The organism is Fibrobacter sp. UWEL (assembly GCF_900142535.1).
In the GTDB taxonomy this organism is placed as follows: Bacteria; Fibrobacterota; Fibrobacteria; order Fibrobacterales; family Fibrobacteraceae; genus Fibrobacter.
The window spans coordinates 1-23472 of sequence record NZ_FRBE01000009.1 but is presented as its reverse complement, the minus strand read 5'-3'; the positions used below and the strand labels follow the sequence as shown (position 1 = coordinate 23472).

Sequence of the window (23472 nt, the reverse complement as noted above, 5' to 3'; positions counted from 1 at the left end):
ACTTTTGAATTTAGTCGAAATTCAGACTACGGCGGTAGGGGGTAAATCCTGCGTCCTGAATAAACTTTTCGGCTGCCTCGATGGAGGTGAGACCGTGATTGGTCAGCACGTTTTCCTCAATGACAATGCTGTTGATGTCATCGGCGCCGGCGTGGAGCCCTAATTCACCTAGGGAGAGGCCCATTCCCAGCAGGGAAACTTCAATGTGGGGGACATTGTCCAGATAGAGGCGGGAAAGTGCCAGAAGTTTCAGGTATTCGTCTCCCCGAACGTGGCGGATGGGGAACTTGTCCGTTTGAGGTTGGAAGGTCCAGACCACAAAACTATTGAAGCCGGAGACGTTTGCGGCGACAGCCTTATCCTGGGTTTTACGAACAAATTCAAGATGTTCGATAATTTCCTCGGGGGTTTCCATACTGCCAAACACGATGTTGGCGCTTCCGGGAAGGCCTTTCTTGTGGCAGGCTGCCAGAGTGTCGCACCATTGCTGGGCGGTTAACTTCTTGGGACTTAGGAATTGACGCATGCGATCGCTGAGAATTTCTGCTCCTGCGCCAGGGACGGAACTCAGTCCAGCTTGTTTAAAAATCTCAAGCAGATCGTCCAGGCTGATCTTATTAAACTCTGCAATTCTTACCAGCTCCACCGGGGAGAATCCGCGGACTCTAACACCCATTTCCTGGGTCAGCATCTGGAGTACGTCGGTGTAGTAGGAAAGAGGAATGTTCTTGTTGACGCCACCCTGCAGGAAAATGTGGTCGGCGCCCTTTGCTTTTGCCTCGATGGTTTTCTGGCGGATTTCGTCCAGGCTTAGGACGTATGCCTCGGGGCTTTTTTCGGGCCGACAGAAACTGCAGAAACTGCAGGTGATTTCACAGACGTTGGTGTAGTTGACGATGCGAAAAGCGGTATAGCCCACCTTGTTGCCGGGGAGGCGAATGTGGCGAACCTTGTTGGCCGCTTCCACAACTTCGGTCCAGGGAGTTTCCGTAAGGAGTTTCAGTCCCTCGGCAGGGGTAAGGCGGTATTTTGCATCGGAGCTACTGGCTCCGTCAATTGCTTTTTGCAGTAAATCGTTCATTTCCTCGCAAAATAGCAAAGTTTTGAAGGCTTGGATAGATTGTCCATGAAATGATTGCTGTGGCTATGGATTCGGATTGCCATCGGATATACTTTATAGCTTGAACAGTGGTGTGTTCAAAAGGAGTATGTAATGAGATTTTTGGGTTTTGCCTCAATGGGCCTTGCACTGGCTATTTCTGCCACGTCGGCTAATGCATTCATTTTGACAGGTTCAGTTTCTGACGCCAAGGGAAAGGCGGTTAAGGGTGCTTCTGTCAGTTTGGTAAAGAATAATCTTTCTACAACAACTGATGGCGTTGGAAGTTTCACTCTTCGCGACAAGCCTATGGGTAGTGGTACCGATGGAATTCGTACCCTTTCTGCTCCTGGTTTTGTGGGCGTGAACAACGGCGTGCTTTCCTTTGCTCAGAGCAGTTCTGGCCCTGTGAAAGTCCAAATTTTCGATGCTCTTGGTAACAGTGTGATGAGCAAGTCTTTTTACGGTTCCGGCGAGGTGGATCTTCGCGGTTACGTGAAGGCTGAAGGATCCTATTTTGGTCAGGTCCAGATGGGTTCCGCTGTGCAGGATGTTCAATTTACGGCTCATGGCTCTTATGGCGCCACTTATGGAGTCCCCGCTGTTAAGACCCTCAAGAAAGAAGAGACCGGCGATAACCTGCGGGTCATTGCCGAGGGCTACGATACATTGACTGTTGCCTTGGCAAATCTTGATACCAACGTGGAATTGACTTTGGAAAAAGCTGCCGGTACTGAAGAAACTTATGAATTTGGTTGGGCTAAGGGTAATGCTCCTGTTCCTACTCGTGGTTGTGGCAAGACTTGGAATCGCGTGAAGTCTGGCAGCTATGATTTCCAGTGGAGCAAGGGCAAGCGTACCATCCGCATCGATATTCCTGACAACTACGATAACAACAAGCCTTATCGTCTTGTGTTCGGTATGCACTGCATGGGCGGTTGGGCCGGTGGCGTCCAGCAGGAAGGTTACTATGGCATGAAACCGCTGGATACCGAAAAGACCACCATCTTCGTGGCTCCGGAAGGTAATGGTAATCAGGCTCCCTGGGCTCAGGATGACTACACCTTGTTCGATGAACTTCTGGCAGATCTCCAGAGCAATCTCTGTATTGACTCCTCTCGCGTATTCTCCTCTGGCTTTAGCTATGGTTCCATGTTCACCAATGGTTTGTCTCGTAATCGTCAGCATGTGCTTCGTGGCGTAGCTGTTTACGAAACTGCAGAAATCAATATCTGGGTCCCGGAACATTCTGGTAAGTCTATCGCCTGGATGGGTGTGTTGGGCTTGCAGGATGACCTGTGTCGCCCGGACCTTGGACGTGCTGCACGTAACACAGCCTTGAAGCATAACGGTCCGAACTTTACGGACGCTAGTGGCGAACAGGCTCAGGAATACTCTGGCTCCGGTCCTCATCTCTGCTATGACTACAAGACTGTGGATGAACGCTTCCCTGTGAAGTGGTGTACTCAGAATGGTGGCCATATCTGGGATCATAAGGATCCTGGCTCTACCACGTCTTGGGTACCCAAGGCTACATGGGAATTCTTTACACAGTTTTAAAGACCGTTCTGATTTCTCTCTTGTTTTGGAAACTCCCGATGGTTCGTCGGGAGTTTTTCATTTTGCGAAAATGCTACATTTGGCGCCATGGAATTTAAACGTTTTGAGGCTTTGATCGAGAAGTTCCCGCAGGTGCAGATTTTTAGCACGGAAGGCGAGGATCTTGACCGAGTCATTACTCATTTCTTGAATCAGCGAGAAAAGGTCTCCACTATGTCGGAGGCTATTCAGCGAAAAATCCAGCAGGCTTTGGCTCCCTTCTTCCAGCAGCGTTTTATTAGCCTTCACGATGAAGAGGCTCCGCTGGTAAAGAACCTGCTGTTGAATAAGAAATTCTTCTTGCAGACTGATCGTTACATTGACGATATGGCATGGCCGGAAACGGACCCCACGAAACTTGACGAGGCCCTGAAAATTGCCGACTTGGCAGCGGGTATTCTGGACCGCAAGTTGCTGAGCCTTTCCAACGGGGAATTGCGTCGCGTCCTGCTGGCCCGCATGTGGATGGAAAATCCGGAATGGGTTTACTTCAATGATTTGTTTGGCGGTCTGGATCCGGAATATCGTGCTCACTTGGCTGGCTGTGTTGCTGAATTGGCCCGCAGCCGCGGTACCGGCCTGAAGATTGCGGTGCGCCTGGCCCGCGAAGATGAACTGCTGCCGGAAATCCCTGCCTTCGTTTACGGGGACAAGACCTTTACTCAGTACGAGGGTAAGTTGCCCGAGGCTGCGGCACAACCGAAGTTCACCAAGAAGGAACTGAAGGATTACGAGGTTGTTCGACTGAATGGAATGCTAGATCCTTCGACTTCGTCGCTTTGCGACTCCGCTCAGGATGACATGCCAAAGTGTCATTCCGAACGCAGTGAGGAATCTAGCGTTGAAGAAGCTGAAGTTCTTTTCGACCTTAAGAACATCAATGTCCGTTTCGGTGAAACAGACGTCCTTAAGAATTTGAACTGGACGGTCCGTAAGGGCGAGCATTGGGCCGTGATGGGGGAGAACGGTGCCGGCAAGAGTACGCTTTTGGGCATGCTGACCGCAGACCATCCCCAGATTTACAACAACGACATTACCCTCCTGGGAGAACGCCCGGGCCATGGTCTCAACATTTGGGATCACAAGGCCAAGCTGGGTTTCTTCTCTCCGGAACTGGCATTGCAGTATCGCGAAGACTTGAGTATTCTGGAAGTTCTTCTCACGGGCTTTACTCCCAACCTCTGCAAGGCTGCCAATCCCACTTGGGAAGAAAAGTCCAAGGCCCGCGAATGGTTGAAGTACTTGGGTTTCGAAGATGTGAACCAGAATATTCGTACCTTGTCTCCCATCGACAAGCGCTTGGTTCTAATGGCTCGTGCGGCAATCCGCCCGCCGAAAGTCCTATTACTGGACGAACCGTCCCAAGGACTCAAGGGTGAATATAGGGAAAAGATTTTCCATCTGTTGCAGCTCCTGTCTACAGAAACGACTATTATTTTGGTAAGCCATTACGAAGAGGAATGGCCTCCTTGCATGACTCATTTGCTTCGCATGCCGAAGTTCTCCTTAGGTTAATATGCAGCTGAACGAACAAACCATTTTGAAGGCGCTTTGCGCCGTGCAGGATCCTGACCTCCACAGAAACATTGTGGAACTGGACTTTGTGCAGAATCTGAAAATCGAAGGGGACAAGGTTAGTTTTGACCTGCGTCTTACTACGCCCACTTGCCCGATCCGTGACCAGTTCAAGGACCAGTGTATTGCTATCGTAAAGAGCCTGGGTGCATCCGAAGTGAACGTGACATTTACCGCCAAGGAAGGCGGCTCTGCAACGGGTAACTCTGCGGCAAAGGCTCCCCAGGATTCCCACATTGGTGAAGTTTCCCATGTGGTGGCGGTGGCCAGCGGTAAGGGTGGCGTGGGTAAGTCTACTGTGACTGCAAATTTGGCAATGGCTTTGAGCCTCTCCGGTGCCCGCGTGGGTATTCTGGATGCTGACATTTATGGACCCAGCATGGGCCTCATGTTCGGTATTGATAAGGCTCCCGAAGTGTTTGAGGATAACACCATCGCTCCTGTGGAAGCCAAGGGCGGCATCAGCATTGTGTCCATGTGCATGTTTGCTGACTCCGATAAGGCTACCATCTGGCGCGGCCCTATGGTAAGCCAGATGATCCAGCATTTCATCCACCATGTGCGTTGGGGCAAGCTGGACTACCTGCTGGTGGACTTCCCTCCAGGAACAGGTGACATCCAGCTGACGCTCACCCAGAACTGCCCCATGTCCGGAGCAGTCGTGGTGACCACTCCTCAGGAAGTTGCTCTTGCGGACTGCCGTAAGGGAATTGCCATGTTTGATAACGTGGGCGTGCCTGTGATTGGCGTCGTGGAAAACATGAGTTACTTTATCTGCGACCAGTGCGAGAAGCATCATTACATCTTCCGTCAGGGGGGCGGCGAATCCATCGCCAAGAAGTGGGGCGTGCCTCTCATTGGCAAGGTCCCTCTGGAACCTGCTGTGGCCGATTGTGGTGATGCTGGTACTCCCGCTGTGCTGAAGTACCCCAATTCTGAATCTGCCAAGGTGTTTATGCAGGTGGCTGATTCCATGGTCCGTACGATCTCTGTTTTTGATCACGAGAACGCAGATACCCTGAAGAGCTACAATTACGAATTTGACCAGCTGCCGGTAGAAAACGTCTAAGGAGTGTTTATGTTACAGCCGAAGAAATTCTTTAGAACTCCCGATGGAAAACTTGGCGTGGAATGGAATGACGGTACCCGCGGTGCTTGTTCTATCCGAGATTTGCGCTGTGCTTGCCCCTGTGCGCTGTGCGTGGATGAGCATACTGGCGTAAAGACTCTTGATGATTCTACCGTTTCTAACGATATAAAGCTTGTAAAGGTGCAGTCTGTAGGCCGTTATGCCGCAACTTTGTCCTTCAGTGATGGACATAGTTCGGGAATATACCCTTACGATAAACTAAAAGATTTGACGGATTTGGGATAAAAAACCATATTTGTGCAACTTCATTGGATTATTCCAAAGAAGTACAATTTGGATTGATAGGTGAATATATGAGTGATGCAAACGAAGCACTATACTTTCGGGACTTGAATCGTTTCCCGACTCTTACTCCTCAGGAAGAGTCGGCTCTTCTTTCGATTATCAAGACCGGAGCTACAGAAGAAATTCGAAAGTCCGCTCTTCAGCGCCTAATCCGCGGCAATCTTCGCTTTGTGGTCAGTGTTGCCCGCAAGTATCAGGGTCGCGGTCTTTCTCTCCTGGATCTTATTAACGAAGGTAACCTGGGTCTGTTCAAGGCTGCCAAGCGCTTTGACATGGACAAGGACGTGAAGTTCATCTCCTACGCAGTGTGGTGGATCCGTCAGTCTATCCAGAAGGCCCTGTTTGAACAGGTAGGGGCGGTCCGAATTCCGCCTAACAAGCTTGCCCTCGTAAATCGCTTTAAGCGCGCCCTCATGCAGAATGATGGTGACTATGAACGTACCATCGCCATGGATGAATTCTCCCCGTATGAGAAGGACATCGTGGAAGTGATGGAAAAAATTGTGGATATCTCCCTGGATGCTCCCATCGGTGACAGTGCTTCTGTTTCTAGCAGCAGCGAGTCCGTGAGCACCTTGATGGATGTGCTGGGTTCCGACGGTAACCAGAACGAAGATCTGGAACGTGAAGAACGCAAGAAACTCATCCAGGAAACCTTGTCCAGCCTGCCCCAGCGTGAAGAAGAAATCCTTCGCATGTTCTACGGCCTGGATACGGTGGAAGATACTACCCTGAAGGACATCGGCGAAGACTTGAAACTTTCCCGTGAACGCGTCCGCCAGATCAAGAACAAGACTTTGCGTCGCCTGCAGAAGAGCAAGGAACACAAAGAAAAGCTGGCTGACTTCCTCGATACCTAAGCTAGGTTTTGCCTATGGCGACTTCATCTTCTGCCGCTCAAAAGGCTGCATACCTTTTCCTTGCATTGTGCTGCGGAACCCTCCTTGCCTTTGGAGGATTTCGTGCCTATCAATATTACGGCCCCTCCAAGATTACCGTAGGGGGCATCCCTTATGGTCTTTCCGCGGGTTCATCCGTGGCCCGTGGTGACACCCCGGACCTGAAGTCCGAAATAACCTCCATGCCGGTTCAGGTCCAGACGGAGATGCGCCGTGCCCAGGAATTGTTTCGTAACGGATCCTTTAATAGTGCCTTTGATATTTACGATGGAGTGGTGATTCTCTATCCGGATTTCACTCCCGCTCTCTGGGGTGCTGTTAATACTTTGTTTGAAATGGACTCCCTGACGGATAACCAGAGGGACCGACTTTCCCTGCTTACGGGCAAGCTTCAGGGACGCTATCCCAGCTCCGGCATTTCTTCCTATCTGGAAAGCCGTTCCCTTTACACGTCTGGAAATATGGGCGCTGCTCAGGAACTGGCTCGTGTTGCTACCGAAAAAGCCCCGGCACTTTATGAGACGAGACTCTGGTATGGCGAACTTCTGATGAAGGAATCCAGAAACGTCCAGGCCACCACGGAATTGAAAACTGTCATTAGCCTTTCCAACGGAGATTCTCCCAAGGCTTATGAACTGCTGGCTGAACTTTACCACCAGAGTGGACTTTTGGATAGTTGTACCGCAGTGGTGGAATATGCACTTTCCCAGTATCCGGTGGACGCCCGCCTGCTTTTGCTCCAGGGCTACCTAAATGAATACAACGGCCATTTTGATACTGCAGAGAAAATCTACCAGCGTATTTTGGCTTTCCGTCCGGAATACTTGCCTGCACGGGAAGCGGCCAATACCCTTGGCGAAAAGACCCCGCCGGGAGCAGGTGCTGGAATGGCTATGTCTCCGCAGGACCGCGCTCAGGTCGCTTGCGACATTCTGGAACCTCTCGTGGAACGCTATCCCGATAATCTTCCCTTGAGGGAAGCTTTGGGTCGAGCCTTCCTGAAGGGACGCCAGTATGATCGCGCTCGCCTGCAGTTCCAGGAAATCCAGCGCAACAATCCCGAGTATCCGGAAATCCAGCAGCGTATTCAGGAAGCGAACGTTACTCGTGCCGCTCCCGTTTCTAGAGAAACCAGCGGCTTGGCTGCCAACTTGAGCCGTGCGGTGGATAGCCTTCGTGAAGCATCCAGACCCACATCCAGTCATGACTTTACCACCATGCTGGGACATTATGTGGTTCGCTATGGTGCCACTCCCAAGGAATTCTTCAAGAAGTATTCCATCTCCAACTTCAAGCCGGTAAAGAATAACGTCTGGCAGGAATCCTTCTACAATGCACCTTACAAGCACACCTATACGGTGGTGTTTGACTCCCTGAATCATTTCCGACAGGTTCATGTAGTGGTGTATGATTCTTCCTCCAGTTCCAACCATCTGGGCATGGCTCCCGAAGTATTTACCCGCTTGCTGAAGCAGAATTCCAGAATTTCCGGCATTGGCAATAGCACCGGCGAAACGGACTGCGGTGACGGTCTTGTGCTGGATGCAGCTGTATGGGAAACCCAGGACAACTTCGAGATGATCGCCCGCGTGGTGGGTAAGCCTGCCGAAGTCCGCATGATTCGTTTCGACAAGACGGTGATGCCGCCGGGACTGAAACTCTGTGATTATATCACGTACTTGAATCAGTTCTAGTCAGATTTTGTATCTTTTGACCCATATGCTTCGTATTCGGTTCATCATACTTGCTCTTGTGGCATTCCTCTTTGAGGGATGCACTTGCTGCGCCTACTTGAACCATATGTTCAATGCAGAACGTCTGGATGAACAGGCTGCCGAAATGCGAACAGCCCGTTTGGACAGCATCCCGGAGGCGGATAACTCCAGGCCTGGCGCAGAAGAACGCAAGAAATACGACAAGATTATCGAAAAGGGCTCCCGCGTTTTGGAACGTTTCCCCAAGAACAAGAAACGTTCTGCCGAAGCTGTTTTCCTCATTGGCGAATCTTTCCGTCACAAGCTGGAATGGGATAAGGCCATTACCAAGTATGACGAATTTGAACGTTATTTCGCAGACCATGATTCCATGCCTGCTGTGGAATACCAACGTGCCTATTGCCTTTACAAGAACCACGAATATAACATCAGCCGTTTTGCCTTGGAACCGGTGGTTGCCTCCAAGGACCATCCCTATTATTTCCAGGGATTGAATCTTCTGTCCCTTCTGGATGAACAGGCTGAGTTCCCGGATCAGGCCATTGCCTCCCTGGAGGCGGTCCTTGCAGATACCGCCGGCACTCCCTTCATGAGGGCGAAGGCTCATTTCCGTCTGGCAGGTCTATACTTCAAGAAGGATGACTGGGAGAAGGCTCGTGAACACTACACTGCCGAAGAAATCAAGCTCCTGAATGTTCGCGAACGACAGACTGCCGGCGAACAGGCTGCAGAATGTCTGGCGAACCAGAAACAGTATTTGCCTGCTGCTGATGAATACAAGGAATTGTTCAAGAATCCTGAATTTGAATCCAAGCAGCCTGAATTCCTGGTACGTATTGGCGAATTGACCATGCTTGGGGATAAGGTGGCCGATGCCATGGTGATCCTGCAAAAGGTGAATACGGATTATCCCAAAACGGAACACGCTTCCCGTAGCTATTTCTGCCTGGGTGACTACGAGCAATCCAGGACCATGAATTATGACCGGGCCGTGGTCTATTACGATAGTAGCTTCCTTTCGAGATCCATCAGTAAGTATGGTCAGGAAAGCCGTGAACGTCGTGATGCTCTGAAGCGCCTGATCGCCATGCGCTCCAAGAATGATGAGGATAAGGCTAAGGATTCCATTCCCAATATGAATTCCTTCTTTAGTTCGGAGTTCCAGATTGCGGAATTGTTCTTGTTCAAATTGGACGAAACGGACAGTGCAGTGGCCCGTCTGGACAATATCATCCAGGATTCCAAGGACAGTGCTCGAGTATTGCGAGCTCTCTATGCAAAGGCTTTCATCTACGATGAATTTAAGCATGATCCTGATTCTGCCGAGGAACTGTACAAGGAAGTGATTGAAAAGTACCCCAATACGGAGTACGCCAAGCAGGCTCAGGTGAACTTGGGTATGCGCGTTACCTTGAAAACTCGTGAGGATGAGGCTAAGGAACGTTACCTGGTGGCTGAAAGCCTCTGGACGGTGGCATCCGAGATTCCGCTGGACCAGATGGACTTGGTGGACTCCGCCTATGCCCGCGCCTTTGAACAGTTTGACAGCCTCTATCAGGCCTATCCTGAAACCCAGTCCGGAGCTCAGGCACTCTATATGAAGGCCATGTACTTCCAGATGAATCCGGAACGTATGGACAGCACCCAGGCCGTGTATAAGCTGCTTCGCAGTGAATATGGGCAGACTCCCTGGGGCAAGCAGGCTGCAAAGATGTTGAATACCCGCCTGACGGTTACGGATGAGGACATCAAACGACTCCGTAAGCGCCTGAAGAGCAGCGAGGAACACATCAATCGTCTTTCTGCGAAGTACTACGAGCAGCTGAACAAGGCTCCGGAAGAAAAGCAGGCGGAAGTCAAGAGCAAGGAAGACGAAATCCTCGAGAATACATACAACAGTATGTACGACTTCGAATAAAAAATCCTGAAATTTTTGGAAAATCAGAGGATGTCATTATTTGACATCCTTTGTTTTTATATTTACTGCACAGAAAGACACTGATGAAAAAGTGAAAGAAACAACGATAATAACGGTGTCTTAAAGGAATCAAAATGAGAAAGAATAAAGTTAAGGCCCTGAGTGTTAAGAACCGAGTTGTAGAAATTCCCGAACAGAGGCCTTGGGATGATGGATTTGCGGCTTTCAAGCGTCGCATTAACGAACAGCTCCAGCTGAACAATGCAGACTTTATCGTCGATGACGATGACCTGCGCCCCTTCTACCGCATGGGCGAAAGCGAAACCTATGTCCTCAGCGCCCTAGGCTGCAGCTTCTAACCACCCCGCTCTCGCGAGTGCGAGAGCCCAGGAGGGTTAAAAAGGGAGGGGGTTGGACCCCCTCCAATATATTGTGTAATCCTGCAGTACTAAAATGACAACGGACTCGCAATAGCAAGGGCCGGGAAAGGTTTTAGGGAGGGGTATAACCCCTCCCTAATCTTAATAAGCCACCCAGCAGACTTGAACTGCCGACCTGCTGATTACGAATCAGCTGCTCTACCAGCTGAGCTAGAGTGGCGTAGTGGGGACAAAGTTAGTAAGTGAGCCCCTTTTTGTCAAGATTGGCTGACAAGCCCCTAAATTTTTTCTAGAATTGGGTCACAAAATTTTAAAAACGGACGTCTAATTATGGCAAACGAATCTAATACCAAGAATTCTGAAATGAAGGAATTTTTTGCGAACCACGGTTCCAAGATCATCGCAGCAGTGCTGGTGGTCATGGCTGTTGTTGTTGGCGTGAACAAGTACTTTGAATTCCAGAAGTCTGAATCTGCAGAACAGGCTAACCTGCTCGGTAAGGGAATGTCCTATGTGTATGCCGCACAGAACGACAGCGCCCTGACTGAATTCCAGGCTCAGATGAACTCTGGTAAGCTGAAGGGCTTGGCTCTGGCTAAGGCTGCTCTCCTTTCCGGTAACACCATGTTTGAAAAGGGTGAGTTCGACGCTGCTGCTGACATGTTCCAGAAGTCTCTGGACAATGCTGGTTCTTCTGCTTTGATCCGTTCCGCTGCAATGCACGGTCTTGCTTCTGTGAAGATTGAAAAGGCAGACTATGCTGCCGCTGCTTCCTTGCTGGAAAAGTTCGTTGGCGAATTCGGTAAGCGTACTGGCGACCTGAAGGATCGTTACCAGAAGGATGAACCTGCAGATGAGGTTCCCACTGTTGCAGACGCCATGTGGAAGCTGACTCTCGTCTATCAGCAGTTGGGCCAGGCTGACAAGGCTAAGGCTACTGCAGAAAAGCTCCTGAAGGTTTACGGCGACAGCCAGAACTACGCTGACAAGGCTAAGAAGTTCCTGGCGGAATAAAGACCGCTCGCGCAGTACGTGGGGATAAGTACCTACGATTTGCGCTCGCTCTCGCTAAAAAGACTCCGTTCACAACGGAGTCTTTTTGCTTACTAAGACCGCTCGCTTTTCGTCTTGAGAAGAACTTGTAGCGTCGCTCGCTGCTTGTCTAGTTGCTGCTTTTGGCGGCGGAGGTGAGGGCGAATTTGCCGGTGGCGGTTTCGCATTCAGCCCGCAGGTAGACGTAGTTTTCGAAGTCTACGGGAATGTCTACTGTGGGGAGGGTGGCGACCTGGCTTGCCAGGTGAAGTTCTTCCCTGGGGGAGAGCTTGCCGCCGGGAAGGCGGCGCCTGCCAAATATCTTGATGTATCGGAAGCAACCGCCTAAGTCTGGATTACTGCGGGCGTGGAACGTGAGGCCGCTGTTGCGGCCGTTGCTGTCGTAGGAGCGTTCCCACCAGAGGGCAGGGCCATCTGTCACGTAGCAGTTTTCGCCGGCGAATGCCTGCTGCACCGCGGCGACGCTTAGTGCCTCGGCTGCGCTCGGCAATCTTACGTCTTGCACCTCAGTTTCGCTCGGCACCTCGGCTACGCTCGGTGAACTTAGGAGCAGCTGCACGACGGTGCGGACTTTGCCAAAGACATGATGCCTGTTGTTCTTTAAGGAGAACAGGGGCAGGTCCACTGCGGTGGTATCGTTCAAGTCGCCGTGGGCGTCGTTCCCGCCAATGGGCAACACGTAGTTCTCCTTACCCAGTTCCTGAATCCACCATTCACGACCCAACATGAAACCTTCATCCCTAAGGCCATTCCAGAACTGGATGCCGCGAACGGGATGGGCGGTTTTTGTCTGGAGGTCTTCGGACTTCCAGTAGCCGCGACGGAAAACGAACTTTTCCAGATATCCCATTTGCTGATGGGGGTGAGCGGCAAAGCAGGGGGCTTCCGTCATTTTCAAGACCTGCGGAATCCTGAAGGTAGGCTTGTTATCCAGCCAGTTTCTGCCGCAGTCTCCCAGACCCGGCAAATAACCCGACGGACCTAGAACCGTCATGTGGACGTTTTCGCCCTTGGAATTCCCGACGGACACTTCCTCGCCGGCGATCATCAGAGGGACTATGCTGCTCGAGCCGGCGTCCATCCAAACGTTGCGAGAGTTGCATTCTGCAATCTCCTTGCGGAGGGCTTCAAAACGGGGCAGGGGGGAGGGCGCCTCCTTGGTGTAGTCCTCTGTCAGGAAGGCGAAATCATAGGCGTGATCCGTACAGCTGACGAAGTCCAGACCGATAGCTTTTGCCGCCTCTTGAAAAACGGCGGGAGTGGCTCCGTGCTCCACATGGTCTGCGGAATAGTGGGTGTGGCAATGCATCTCGCCTGCGATAAAGCCTGCGGGCTTCGGCGGCATCTCGCTAAGAACGTGAATGCGCAGCGGCTTTGGCTTTAATCCCGGATAATTCCAGCGGGAAAATTCGCGAACCTTGCCGTTACGGCTGGCGGTAATCTTGCAATGGACCTTGTATACGCCGGGAGCAAGATTGCCTATCTCCACAGGGTAAAATGCAAACTGTTCCTCGGCCCGAATTCCTAGGGAATATTTTAATTCCTTAGGTTCTTCTGAATCACTTTCTTTCTCGATCCGGATGGTTATTTCCTGGATTTCCGTAGGAAATCGATGGGCGTCACGTACTACCATCCAGAGTTTCGGTGTAACGCCGGGAATGAATTGGAAAGGGGCGTCCACGAGAATTTCGGGCCATGGCTTGTACAGTAGGGACCAGGGAAGCTTGAACTTGAAGTGGGTTTCTGCGTAATGCAGTTTTTCGCCCGGTAGGATACTCATTATTCCTCCGGAGCGTGCTTTATGGGAGCTGCTGTTGATGCAGGCTTGTCGCCATCCTTTTTATCATCGTCGTCATCTTTTACTTCGGGTTCATTAATCAGACCGAAGCTCACGCGGACCTGCATCAGGAGGCCGCCAATGTTCCACTTGGCCTTGCCCTCGGGACCGTCGGGAACGATGTCTGCGAAGGATTTCTTGGACTCGACCTTGATGGAACTGAATCCCACATCCCCGTAGACCTTGAAGTCTTTCCAGCTGGCCACCAGGTAGCCAAGGCTTACGCCGTAGCCGGAGCCTGTGATGGGTGTCTTGGCGTCAATTTTGCCCCAGGTTGTGTAAATCTCGGTGCCCGGCAAAACCCAATACCAGCGGAGAGAAATGCTGAAAAGGGATTCTCCCGACAAGGTCATGAAATTTTTAGGAATGCCCAATCGATATTCCAGGAAGAGGGGAATGCCCTGGATGGTATAGCTGTAGTTGTGGGTTCGGTTCTTGCGGTCGGTAAGGACTACGGATTCGTTGTCGTAAATGAATCCCACACCTGCGCTAATAAAATTGTCCTGGAATACTTGGTATTGAATACCTGCGGAAATAGGGAAACAGAAGTTGACTTTCTGGAAGTCCTGCTTTGCCACGTTCAAGGATTCGCTTTCGGTAACGGCGTCTTCCCTGAAACTCTTGTAGAGGGTGTCGATGGCGGACTGGAAATATTTACGCTGGTCAAAGCTAAGGAAAGAAACGGAGGGCTGTGCAAAAATGGAAAGTTTTGCTCGGTCGTGTTCAATCTTGCTATCGTCATCGGCTAGCGCAATTCCGGAGAATACGCAGATTGCGGTGAACGCAATAAGAAACTTCTGGAAAAAACGATCAAGCCGCATGCTTACACGAAGGAACTAGTTCTGCAGTTCCTTTTCTTCCTTCAGGATACGCTTCTTTTCGGAGTCCTTCTTCAAGCGCTTCTCGAAGGCTTCCTCGGACTTGGCGATATTCTTTTCGGTCTTTTCGATCTGCTTCTGGAAATCCTTGTTGTCAGCCGGAGCTTCCTTCTTGGCGATGTTCAGGTAGAGCTTTGCGGTTTCGAACTGGTCCAGGTCATTGTAGCTCTGGGAAATCATGATCAAGGCTTCCGGACGGCGCTTGGCATAGGGATAGGTTTCCAGGAATTCCTTGAAGTAAATGACGGCTGCCTGGGGCTTTTCCATGCGCAGGTAAAGGCGTGCGGTCTGGAATTCCTTTTCGGCCATGCGGTCTACCAGGAGCCCGTAATAGTAGTTTACGGAATCGCGGAGGGGAGTATCCGGATGATTGGAAAGGTAACGTTCAAAATCCTTCATGGCGATGGTGGTGTTAGCCTCGTCGCGGGATACACGGAATTCCATATTGAAGGAGGAAATTGCCTTACGGAATTCCGCAGTCTCGATGAAGGGGGAGCCGGGGAAGTTCACGATGAAGCTGCCGTATTCTCCGCGGGCTTCGATCCAGTCTTCCATGTTAAAATGACTTTCTGCAATGAGGAACTGAGCCTGTTCCATATAGCCGGTGCCTGCGCAAGTGGAAAGGATGTCTTCCATCTTTTCGATAGCGCGTCCATACTTTTCCGCCTTGAACAGCTGTTCTGCTTTTTCGTAGCGAGCGCCACACCATTGGGTGTGAGTCATTTTCTCTTGACTTCCCGATGCGCAGGAGCTAATTAAAAAGGCAGTAGTCAAAAAGCCGAAGAACAGGGGAATCTTTTTAAGCAAGGTCATTTTTTTTCTTTGGTTAATTCTAATTTTTACACCCGTAAAGTAGAAAAATTTAGTCTTCGAGAAAAATGATTTTAGTCCGCTACGTATTGAAAGAGCTTGTCGGCCCCTTTTTGGCCGCACTTTTTGGCATTACGTTCCTTTTCGTAGTGGACTTTCTGGTGAAGATTCTGGACAATGTTCTGTCCAAGGGCTTGCCTGCTTCTACGGTGTTGGAAATCTTCGTCTTGAATCTGGCGTGGATGCTTTCTCTTTCCATTCCTATGGCTGTGCTTGTTGCTAGCCTGATGGCTTTTGGACGTCTTTCGGGCGACCAGGAAGTGACCGCCTGCAAGGCTGCGGGAATTTCGCCCTTGTCCTTGATGCGTCCGGTACTGATCGTTGCCATGCTGGTGTCTGTACTGATGGTATGCTTTAACAACTGGGTGCTGCCCGAGGCCAACCACCGTTCCGTGGAGTTGATGAATGCGGTTTCCCGCAAGAAGCCCCACGCCTTTATCGATGCGGGACGACTGATTACGCAGTTCCCGGATGTCCAGCTTTGGGTGACCCGCATTGACCCTGTGTCCGGCTCCCTCTATGGCGTCCAGATTTACGAAATGGAAAAGAAGGGTGCTCCCCGTATTATCTATGCGGATAGCGCCTCCATGGAATATGCGGATAACGGCGCCACCTTGATGTTGCGCCTGAAGAGCGGTGAAACCCACATGACGGATGCGGATAATCCGGAAAACTATTTCCGTATTCGCTTCTTCTCTCAGGAACTGGCCATGAAGAATGTGGATGACCGTCTGGAACGCCGCAGTCGCAGTTACCGCAGTGATCGTGAAATGCCCATCGAGATGATGATGGACGTGGTGGAGGATGCGGAGAAAAAGTACGGGGAGGCCTTGGAACAGGCTCTGCCTCGCCGATTGGCAACTCTGGTGACTTTGCAGAAACAGCTGGAAGGGGATTCTATCGCCCCTAAACTGAAAGGCGATGACAATGTTGCCCCTATGGATTCTATCCAGCGTAGGAGGTCTCTCCAGAGGTTGCGCATCCAGGAAATTGCCGCTCTTCGCACTACGGAACGTCTTTTTGGCCGTATGGATGCCGAAAAGAAACGTCAGGCTCAATACCGGGTGGAAATCCACAAAAAGTACAGTACTGGTTTTGCCTGCTTCGTGTTTATCCTGATTGGAGCTCCTTTAGGTATTATGGCCCGTAAGGGCGGTATTGGCACGGGTATTCTTTACAGTCTTGCGTTCTTCGTCATTTACTGGATTTGCCTCATTGGCGGGGAAAATATGGCCGATAGGCTTCTGATGTCGCCGGTTCTTGCCATGTGGATGAGCAACATCATCATCGGTGTTTTCGGCGTGTTCATTACCATCGCCATGGTTCGAGACCGCTTCTCCGGCGATTCCAAGTTCTTCCGTGCACTGCGTGCGGTGAAGGGCTTCTTCGGGAGAATCTTCAAGAAACTGACCCGGAGGTTCGGATGATGCGTTTCCCCCGGTACTTGATGTGGAACTTCCTGAAGATGTTCCTGATCGTGCTTCTTGGCGCGATCCTCATGTTTGCAGTGATCGACTTTGTGGGTAACATCAAGACATGGCTTGCCCGCGATACTAAGGAAGCCATAGACTACTATGTCAGCTACATTCCCTACATGGTGTACCTGATTACGCCTGTGGCTCTGTTCATCGCCGTTCTTGCATCTGTCGGTAACATGGCTCGCCATCTGGAAATGAGCGCCATGCAGAGCTCGGGCCAGAGTCCCTTCAAGACCTTGATGCCCATCTTCTTCTTCGGCATTTTCATGTCCGTTGCCTCTTACGAAATGAGCGAGATTGTCCTGCCCGATGCAAACCATCGACGCCTGGAAATCATGGAGACCAACGCCCAGAAAAAGAAGAACCCCCGAATCAAGGAAAAGCAGGACTTTACCTTCATCGATAGCGAACGGGCCAGCTGGTTCTTCAAGTATTATTCCGGAAAGAGCCGTACCGGTCGAGATGTTGTCCTTCTCATCCGTAACCAGGGTCGCCTTGAAGAACGTGTGGATGCCCGCGTAGTCCGCTGGATCGAAAAGAACCCCGCGGGAGATTCTGCCGCCCCGAAAATCGCAGGACGTACGGAAGGCTGTTGGCAGTTTGACCGCGGATACCTTCGTGAGTTCCATCGGGATGGTGAAATTGTTGCCCACAAGCTACGTAACGAAACCCTGTGCGGGAAGGTGTCCACTCATCCCGACGACTTGATTAACGAACGTCAGATTTCCGATGAAATGGACTCCAAGATGGTGAAGAACCGTATTGAAGTACTCAAACGTTCAGGTGAAGACACTAGGGCCATGGAGACCGCCTTGCACTTCAAGAGGTCTGCTCACTGGATGAACTTGATTGTGCTTTTGATTGGCGCCGCCCTCTGTCATCGATATAGCCGTTCTGGGGGCCTTTCCCAGAAGTTTGGCGTTGGCCTGTTGATTGTATTTAGCTATTATATCGTTGAAAGAATTGGACTTAAGATGGGTGAGAACGGAGCCTTGACCCCCTTCTGGGCGGCATGGATCAGCCACTTCATTTATGGGGGTGTCGCTTCCGTAATGTTGTATCGTTCTTTCCGCCTGTAGAAGAAGAAAAGAAGAGAGAAAATATGTCAGTGTCCGAAATAATGTTTGTGGTGGCAGGTCTGTTGGTTGGACTTGCGTTCCAGGGCGGAATGTTCCTTTTCGCTATCCCCTTTGCGGTGGTGGCCTTGCTTTTGGGCATGATGAATCGCCCCCGCCTTGCTGGCCCTAATTCTGCCAATCCTACGGCAACACTTCCCATTATTTCCCTGAAGGCTCGTTCCACTGGTAATGTTCCTGTGGTTTCTCCGGATCTTCGCTCTGAATTCCGTAACGAAAATGGCATGATCAACGAACCTGAATCTGCCCTGAAGGTAAGCCAGGTCTGGGCACGTGCCAATGCGGACATCAACAAGGGCATGAGCGATATCCTTCGTTCCTTCAAGGCCGTGGTTCCTCACGTCAATACCATCATCGTCTTTACCCAGCTGAATAGCCCGAGGGAATGGGGCGTTCGTAATTTTGTGAACGACAAGGAAGCCTCTGTGGATCCTTGCGTACGTATTTCCGAAAATTCGGGTATCGTAAGCCAGCTGTTCCGTTCTGGTGTGAATCGCCTGCTGGAAGGTGACCTTCCTGGTAGCAAGATTCTTTCTTACTACATCGACCATCCGCCCATTAAATCCGTGGTGGCTGTTCCCATGCTGGATCACAACGGCCAGCGTATTGGCGCCTTGGTCATGGACTCTACTCACCCCAGTGCCTTTACGGACGTGACCGCCCAGGCGATGACCTATATCGCTAGCGCCATTTCCTTGCTGGACTATAAGGGCTTCCTTTCTGCCCAGAAGCATATTGCCCTGCAGCAGTATAGCGGCTTGTATAATTACCAGCGCAAGTTCTTCCAGACCATGACGGTGAAGGACATTTACAAGCAAATCATTAATTACGTTCGCGATAACGTGGCCTATGACCGCCTGACCATTCTGGTGTTGAACAAGGGTACCGAAAATTCCGGACGCGTTGTGTTCTGTGATGGCGTGGATGCCAAGGAATTTGCAGAAAAGCGCTTTACTCTGTCCGACAAGGGCATCTTTGTCCTGGCTCTCATGCGCAACCGTCCTATCGAACGTAGCTTCCCGCCGGGATTCAATGATTACGTTCCTCGTCTGAACGATTCCGAAAAGCGTAATACCAACCTCCGCCAGCTCTTTATCATGCCTATTGCGACGGAACCGGATTCCGCGGTGGCTGATATCGCTATCTGCTTGGAAAGCAGCAAGGCTCATCCCTACAGCGAACACGAAAAGGAACTGCTGAAGGCATTTGCAGGTGTTGCAGGCTTTGCTTATGACCGTGCACGCAAATTTGAACACGGCAAGGAAATGGCTTCCCGCGATAGCATGACCGGTCTTATGAACAAGCGTACTCTCTATGAACGCCTCCGTTCTGAAAAGACCCGCGCTGCTCGCAAGAAGTATAACATCGGTGTCTTGATGATGGACATTGACCACTTCAAGAATGTGAACGATACCTACGGTCACAACATCGGTGACGTAGTGATTAACGGTTTTGCAAGGACCATCAGCGATGAAATCCGTAAGGAAATCGACGTGGTGGGTCGTTATGGTGGTGAAGAATTTGTGGTGGGCCTGATTGAAACTACCGCCGAAGGCATGATTGAAACTGCAGAACGTATTCGTAAGGCTGTTGAAAAGCTGGTATTCGATATCCACCAGGCTGAACCGCTTAAGGTTACGGTGAGCGTTGGCGCTTACTTGGTGGGCCCTGACTTTGTTGACATGGAGAAGGCTGTGCAGAACGCTGACCAGGCTCTCTATAAGGCTAAGGAAGGTGGACGTAATCGAGTGGTGCAGTTTGAAGAACGCCCCCTTGATGCAACTCCTTCTGCATCCTAACCTTTTGAGGTCCTATGTTTACTGCTGTTGATTGGCTAGTCCTGGTGGGCTACCTTCTGGTTTCCCTCTTTATTGGACTGTGGGTCTCCCGCGGAAACAAGAACCTGAAAGAATACATGCTGGGCGGCGGCTCCATGCCTTGGATTGCCGTGGGCATTAGCCTCATTGCAACCTCCGTCAGTGCGACCACTTTCCTGGGTGCGCCTGCGGATGTGTATGGCGACAACATGACATTCCTCATGTTCCAGATTGGCGCCTTCATCAGTATTTTTGTGGTGGGCAAAGTCTTTATTCCCCGCTTCCAGAATTCCGGAATCTCCAGCGCATACGAACTGTTTGAGGTTCGCTTTAGCAGACCTGTACGTCGTTTGGCCGCTGTCTTCTACTGTATGCACTTGTTGCTTCGTACGGGCATTTTGCTGTACGCTCCTTCGCTTGTGTTGGCGCAGATCCTGCATATCGACCTGAAGGTGGCTATCATCGTGTCTGCGGCCGTTGCCATTTTCTACACCTGGTTTGGCGGCATCAAGGCGGTAATCTGGACCGACGTGATGCAGTTCATTGTCTTCTTTGGCGGTGGCGCCTTGGTGCTCCTGATCATTTCCAATTCCGTAGGTGGCTTTGGCGAGATGGCCCGTATGGCTGGGGAAGCCGGTAAGACGAAATGGTTTGACGGAAGCCTTGATATTTCCAACGCCCGCACGCTGATCTCTGCTGGCTTTGCTTACGCCATTCTGGAAATCGCCATCCGCGGTTGCGACCAGCAGTTTGTCCAGCGCTACCTCAGCTGTAAGGACGTGAAGGCGGCCAACCGTTCCAGCGTTCTCTCCATGGTGCTTGGCGTTGTGGTTTCCATCTTGTTCTACTGGGTGGGCGCGGCCCTTTACGTTTACTACCAGAGCGCTCACGCTGCAGTGCTTCCCGATGGCCTCGGACAGAACGATGTGTTTCCTTACTTTATTGTAAACGGGCTTCCTCAAGGCGTGACGGGCTTGATCGTTGCTGCTATCTGTGCTGCCGCCATGAGTTCCCTTTCCGGCGCCATCAATTCTCTCAGCAATACTTCCGAAAGAGACTTCTTTGGCTGGAAGGAAAATGAAGGCCTGGGCGGTCTCAAACGTGCAAAATTGTGGACGGTTTTGTGGGGTGTCCTTGGGGTGTTCGGTGCACTCTTTGCTGCCACCCAGCAGGGAAGCCTCCTGAAGAACGCTGTGTTCTTTACTGGTCTCTTTACAGGTCCTCTTCTTGGCATGTTCCTGCTGGCTTTCTTTGCTGATAAAGTATTTGGATTTGCGGAAAAGAGACTTCGTGGCTGGTGCGTCATCGTGGCTGTACTCTGCGGTATGGGTAGCCTCATCCTGGTTCAGGGAATTCCCGCCTTCCATGTGCCCGCGGTGCTTGGTGGAATCTTTAGCTGGCCCTGGATGCCTCTCATCAGCATGACCACCACCATCGCGGTTGCGCTAGTCGTCAATGCGGTGGCAAATCTGGCCACTTCCAAAAAGTAATATTCCAAATTGTGTAAGTAAAATTTTGCCGCGTACTTTGTGCTCGGCAATTTTTTTATTGCGTATATTGCAAACAAAGACAAGGAGGTCTATATGTCTAACAAAACATCTTTAGTCGCAGTCGCTGGTTTGTCCGCAGTATGTTTGGGCTTGCTGTGGAACCAGCAAAAAAGCGGAACCCCGGAAACGGTTTCATTGAATCACCAGACCCTGGGAATTGCAAAGCCAGTAATTGAAAAGACTGGCCGAGGATCCATCTCCGTATCGGGTGATGACCAGCGTATGTTTGTTGCAGACGAGTACGTAACCAGTTTCGTCATTACCGAAAAGAACAAGGTCAAGAACAAGGCTTTTGTTCAAGTTGGTGAAGATCGGGATAAGGTTCTCGCCCTGTTCAAGAAGTTGAAAATCGACGAGAAAAGTGTGGAACAGGCTAGCGTCAATGTGAACAAGGAATGGACCTATGTAAAAAACAAACGTGTAGACGATGGCTTCCTGGCTGTGCAGAGTTTTGAAGTCCGTTTGCCCAGCAAGGATGCGTCCGAAGCGTTGGAACAGGAACTGACCCAATTCGCATTTGTGGATGGCGTTCGCTCCAAGGGACAACTGAAAAACGCAGAGTCCATGGAAATGGAAACGATTAAGAGCGCCTGCAAAAAAGCTAAGCTGAAAGCGGATGAATACGCCCAGAGTGTGGGCGCTAAGGTTGGTACCGCAATTACGGTGAAGGGTTATTCCTTTGCGGATGAATACTACAGCCAGTCTGATTCTGTTAGAGTGAATGCAATCGTTCAAACGGATATGCGCCTGGTTGGAAAGAACGATTCCAAGAATTCCTATATCACGGTCAATCAGCATGAACAGAAAATGTTCCTTGCGGATAAGTTTATTGTGTCTGCTAGTGTTTCCATTGACGGAAAAAGCAAAGAGGCTCTCTACAAGCAGGTGGCGGAAAAACGCAGCCAGATTGTAGAACTTGCGAAAAACTTGGGGGTTGCGGAATCTGAAATCGATGTAAAATCCATATACATTCGCAAGAAGGGCAAATGGGAGCTGCGTGAAGCTGAACAGGCGAAAAATCCTGTGATGGCGACTCAGGCGGTAACTGTGAACTTCACCTCCAAGGCTGCGGCGGTTGCGTTCTACTCCGCTCTTGCTGAAATCGAGAACGTCATGATGAATGAGGCGACCCCTGCTTTGACCAATGAGGATTCCTTGCGAGTCCAGGTGACTCACATGGCTGCACAGAAGGCCCTCGCCCGCGCGAAAGCCTTGGCAGAAGGCTTCGGCGGCAAGATGGGGGACGTGGTGAACGTTGCCGATAATGCGGAAAGTGGCCTGGATGAAATGGTGCTAAACGAATTTGATAGTTATAATGATGCAGCCGTGCTGCGCAAGTCTCCTCCTAGAGGGAAAATGGCTCTTAGTGGGCTCCTGGGTGGTGGATCCGCCGCAATGAACATCGCCGATTCCGTGGAAATTTCCTCCTTTATCAGCGTAGTGACTGAACTGGAGTACTAAAACCGCATAAAAAGAAAAAAAGTTCAAAAAAATGGCCCATATCCCTTTACAAGCTGAAATTATTTAGCTATATATGGGTCACCCCGCGGGAATAGCTCAGTTGGTAGAGCACGACCTTGCCAAGGTCGGGGTCGAGGGTCCGAGTCCCTTTTCCCGCTCTAAAAAAGAAGAAGCACCACTTTGTGGTGCTTCTTCTTTTTTCTTGGAACGTGAAGAGAAGGGACCGGACCCTCGAAGAGGGTGCGGCATTATTTGCCTCGTGGGCGCAGCCCGTGGAGTCAAATAATGAGCTTACGGCGAAGCCGCAAGCCCGAAGGGCGAAGGAGTGGCCTCGCGTAGCGAGGGGACCACGACTGAGCATTCCCTTTTCCCGCTCTCGCAGCGAAGCTGCGAATGGAATGTGAGCGAGTGGCCTCGCGTAGCGAGGGGACCACGACTGAGCATTCCCTTTTCCCGCTCTCGCAGCGAAGCTGCGAATGGAATGTGGGAGCAGCCCTGCGAAGCAGGGGGCTGCGAAAACGACTGCGACAAGCCTAAGCGTTTTTAATCTTGTCCGCCAGCTCCTTGACCTTTTCTACGGGAAGTTTGAGCACGCGAGCCACACGCTCTACGGAATCCCCTTCGCGAAGGAGAGCCTCAGCATCTTCAAGCCTAGCCTTATTCTCCCCTTCAACGTAAGAAAGGAACAGGCGTCCGATCTGTTCGTCAATACTGATTGTACAGGCCACTTGATCCTCCAGGATTTTCTTATCGCGTTCGGTGTTTACGGTGA

At 51.0% G+C, this 23472-nt stretch carries 18 protein-coding genes, 2 tRNA genes and 1 pseudogene; 15 read left to right on the top strand and 6 right to left on the bottom strand.

Going from position 1 to position 23472, the window contains the following annotated elements:
• Positions 1 to 10: 10 nt before the first annotated feature.
• Entirely contained in the window at positions 11 to 1081 is a 1071-nt protein-coding gene (locus BUB59_RS07280; protein ID WP_073227822.1) for a radical SAM protein, read from the bottom strand.
• Between the two features lie 132 nt (positions 1082 to 1213).
• Between BUB59_RS07280 and BUB59_RS07275 the strand changes: the two genes are divergently transcribed.
• From BUB59_RS07275 to BUB59_RS07240, 8 genes are all read left to right on the top strand, one after another.
• Positions 1214 to 2659 carry an esterase gene (locus BUB59_RS07275; RefSeq protein ID WP_073227819.1) on the top strand — a complete coding sequence of 482 codons (1446 nt, stop codon included), beginning with the start codon at positions 1214 to 1216 and terminating at the stop codon, positions 2657 to 2659.
• A gap of 87 nt (positions 2660 to 2746) precedes the next feature.
• A complete protein-coding gene (locus tag BUB59_RS07270) occupies positions 2747 to 4213 on the top strand; it encodes an ATP-binding cassette domain-containing protein (RefSeq protein ID WP_073227816.1) in 1467 nt (488 codons plus the stop codon).
• Between the two features lies 1 nt (position 4214).
• Positions 4215 to 5342 carry an Mrp/NBP35 family ATP-binding protein gene (locus BUB59_RS07265; protein ID WP_073227814.1) on the top strand — a complete coding sequence of 376 codons (1128 nt, stop codon included), beginning with the start codon at positions 4215 to 4217 and terminating at the stop codon, positions 5340 to 5342.
• Between the two features lie 9 nt (positions 5343 to 5351).
• Positions 5352 to 5648 (top strand): DUF971 domain-containing protein, encoded by a 297-nt coding sequence (locus tag BUB59_RS07260; protein ID WP_073227811.1) that lies wholly within the window; start codon positions 5352 to 5354, stop codon positions 5646 to 5648.
• A gap of 68 nt (positions 5649 to 5716) precedes the next feature.
• Positions 5717 to 6568 (top strand): sigma-70 family RNA polymerase sigma factor, encoded by an 852-nt coding sequence (locus BUB59_RS07255; protein WP_073227808.1) that lies wholly within the window; start codon positions 5717 to 5719, stop codon positions 6566 to 6568.
• A 14-nt stretch (positions 6569 to 6582) separates the two neighbouring features.
• Entirely contained in the window at positions 6583 to 8301 is a 1719-nt protein-coding gene (locus BUB59_RS07250; protein ID WP_073228057.1) for a tetratricopeptide repeat protein, read from the top strand.
• Positions 8302 to 8326: 25 nt separating this feature from the next.
• A complete protein-coding gene (locus tag BUB59_RS07245) occupies positions 8327 to 10240 on the top strand; it encodes a tetratricopeptide repeat protein (protein WP_073227805.1) in 1914 nt (637 codons plus the stop codon).
• Positions 10241 to 10374: 134 nt separating this feature from the next.
• A complete protein-coding gene (locus BUB59_RS07240) occupies positions 10375 to 10599 on the top strand; it encodes a hypothetical protein (RefSeq protein ID WP_073227802.1) in 225 nt (74 codons plus the stop codon).
• Positions 10600 to 10767: 168 nt separating this feature from the next.
• Here BUB59_RS07240 and BUB59_RS07235 read toward each other — a convergent pair.
• A tRNA-Thr gene (locus BUB59_RS07235) sits at positions 10768 to 10840 on the bottom strand.
• Positions 10841 to 10950: 110 nt separating this feature from the next.
• On the opposite strand from BUB59_RS07235, the gene BUB59_RS07230 reads away from it, so the two are divergent.
• The gene (locus tag BUB59_RS07230; protein WP_073227799.1) at positions 10951 to 11634 is read left to right on the top strand and encodes a tetratricopeptide repeat protein; all 684 of its coding nucleotides are present in this window, start codon (positions 10951 to 10953) and stop codon (positions 11632 to 11634) included.
• A 148-nt stretch (positions 11635 to 11782) separates the two neighbouring features.
• Here the strand turns inward: BUB59_RS07230 and BUB59_RS07225 are convergent, their stop codons facing one another.
• Genes BUB59_RS07225 through BUB59_RS07215 form a run of 3 tightly spaced genes read right to left on the bottom strand, consistent with a single transcriptional unit; the run spans position 11783 to position 15201 of the window.
• A complete protein-coding gene (locus tag BUB59_RS07225; RefSeq protein ID WP_073227796.1) occupies positions 11783 to 13453 on the bottom strand; it encodes a PHP domain-containing protein in 1671 nt (556 codons plus the stop codon).
• A complete protein-coding gene (locus BUB59_RS07220) occupies positions 13453 to 14331 on the bottom strand; it encodes a hypothetical protein (RefSeq protein WP_073227793.1) in 879 nt (292 codons plus the stop codon). Before BUB59_RS07220 ends, BUB59_RS07225 begins: the two co-directional genes overlap by 1 nt.
• Positions 14332 to 14346: 15 nt before the next feature.
• Positions 14347 to 15201 carry an outer membrane protein assembly factor BamD gene (locus BUB59_RS07215; protein WP_073227788.1) on the bottom strand — a complete coding sequence of 285 codons (855 nt, stop codon included), beginning with the start codon at positions 15199 to 15201 and terminating at the stop codon, positions 14347 to 14349.
• Between the two features lie 65 nt (positions 15202 to 15266).
• Between BUB59_RS07215 and BUB59_RS07210 the strand changes: the two genes are divergently transcribed.
• The 6 genes from BUB59_RS07210 to BUB59_RS07185 all read left to right on the top strand — a co-directional run bounded on the left by BUB59_RS07210 (position 15267) and on the right by BUB59_RS07185 (position 22858).
• The gene (locus BUB59_RS07210; protein ID WP_073227785.1) at positions 15267 to 16685 is read left to right on the top strand and encodes an LptF/LptG family permease; all 1419 of its coding nucleotides are present in this window, start codon (positions 15267 to 15269) and stop codon (positions 16683 to 16685) included.
• Positions 16682 to 17815 carry an LptF/LptG family permease gene (locus BUB59_RS07205; RefSeq protein WP_234979988.1) on the top strand — a complete coding sequence of 378 codons (1134 nt, stop codon included), beginning with the start codon at positions 16682 to 16684 and terminating at the stop codon, positions 17813 to 17815. The genes BUB59_RS07210 and BUB59_RS07205 overlap by 4 nt, the downstream gene beginning before the upstream one ends.
• Before the next feature lie 23 nt (positions 17816 to 17838).
• Positions 17839 to 19671, top strand: a complete 1833-nt coding sequence (locus tag BUB59_RS07200) for a diguanylate cyclase (RefSeq protein WP_073227778.1) — start codon at positions 17839 to 17841, stop codon at positions 19669 to 19671.
• A 14-nt stretch (positions 19672 to 19685) separates the two neighbouring features.
• The gene (locus BUB59_RS07195; protein ID WP_073227776.1) at positions 19686 to 21179 is read left to right on the top strand and encodes a sodium:solute symporter; all 1494 of its coding nucleotides are present in this window, start codon (positions 19686 to 19688) and stop codon (positions 21177 to 21179) included.
• Between the two features lie 93 nt (positions 21180 to 21272).
• Positions 21273 to 22700 carry an SIMPL domain-containing protein gene (locus BUB59_RS07190; RefSeq protein WP_143160273.1) on the top strand — a complete coding sequence of 476 codons (1428 nt, stop codon included), beginning with the start codon at positions 21273 to 21275 and terminating at the stop codon, positions 22698 to 22700.
• Positions 22701 to 22785: 85 nt separating this feature from the next.
• Positions 22786 to 22858: transfer RNA gene (locus BUB59_RS07185), tRNA-Gly, on the top strand.
• A gap of 375 nt (positions 22859 to 23233) precedes the next feature.
• On the opposite strand, the pseudogene BUB59_RS07180 reads toward BUB59_RS07185, so the two are convergent.
• Positions 23234 to 23472 (bottom strand): annotated as a pseudogene (locus BUB59_RS07180) (hypothetical protein); the annotation flags it as partial.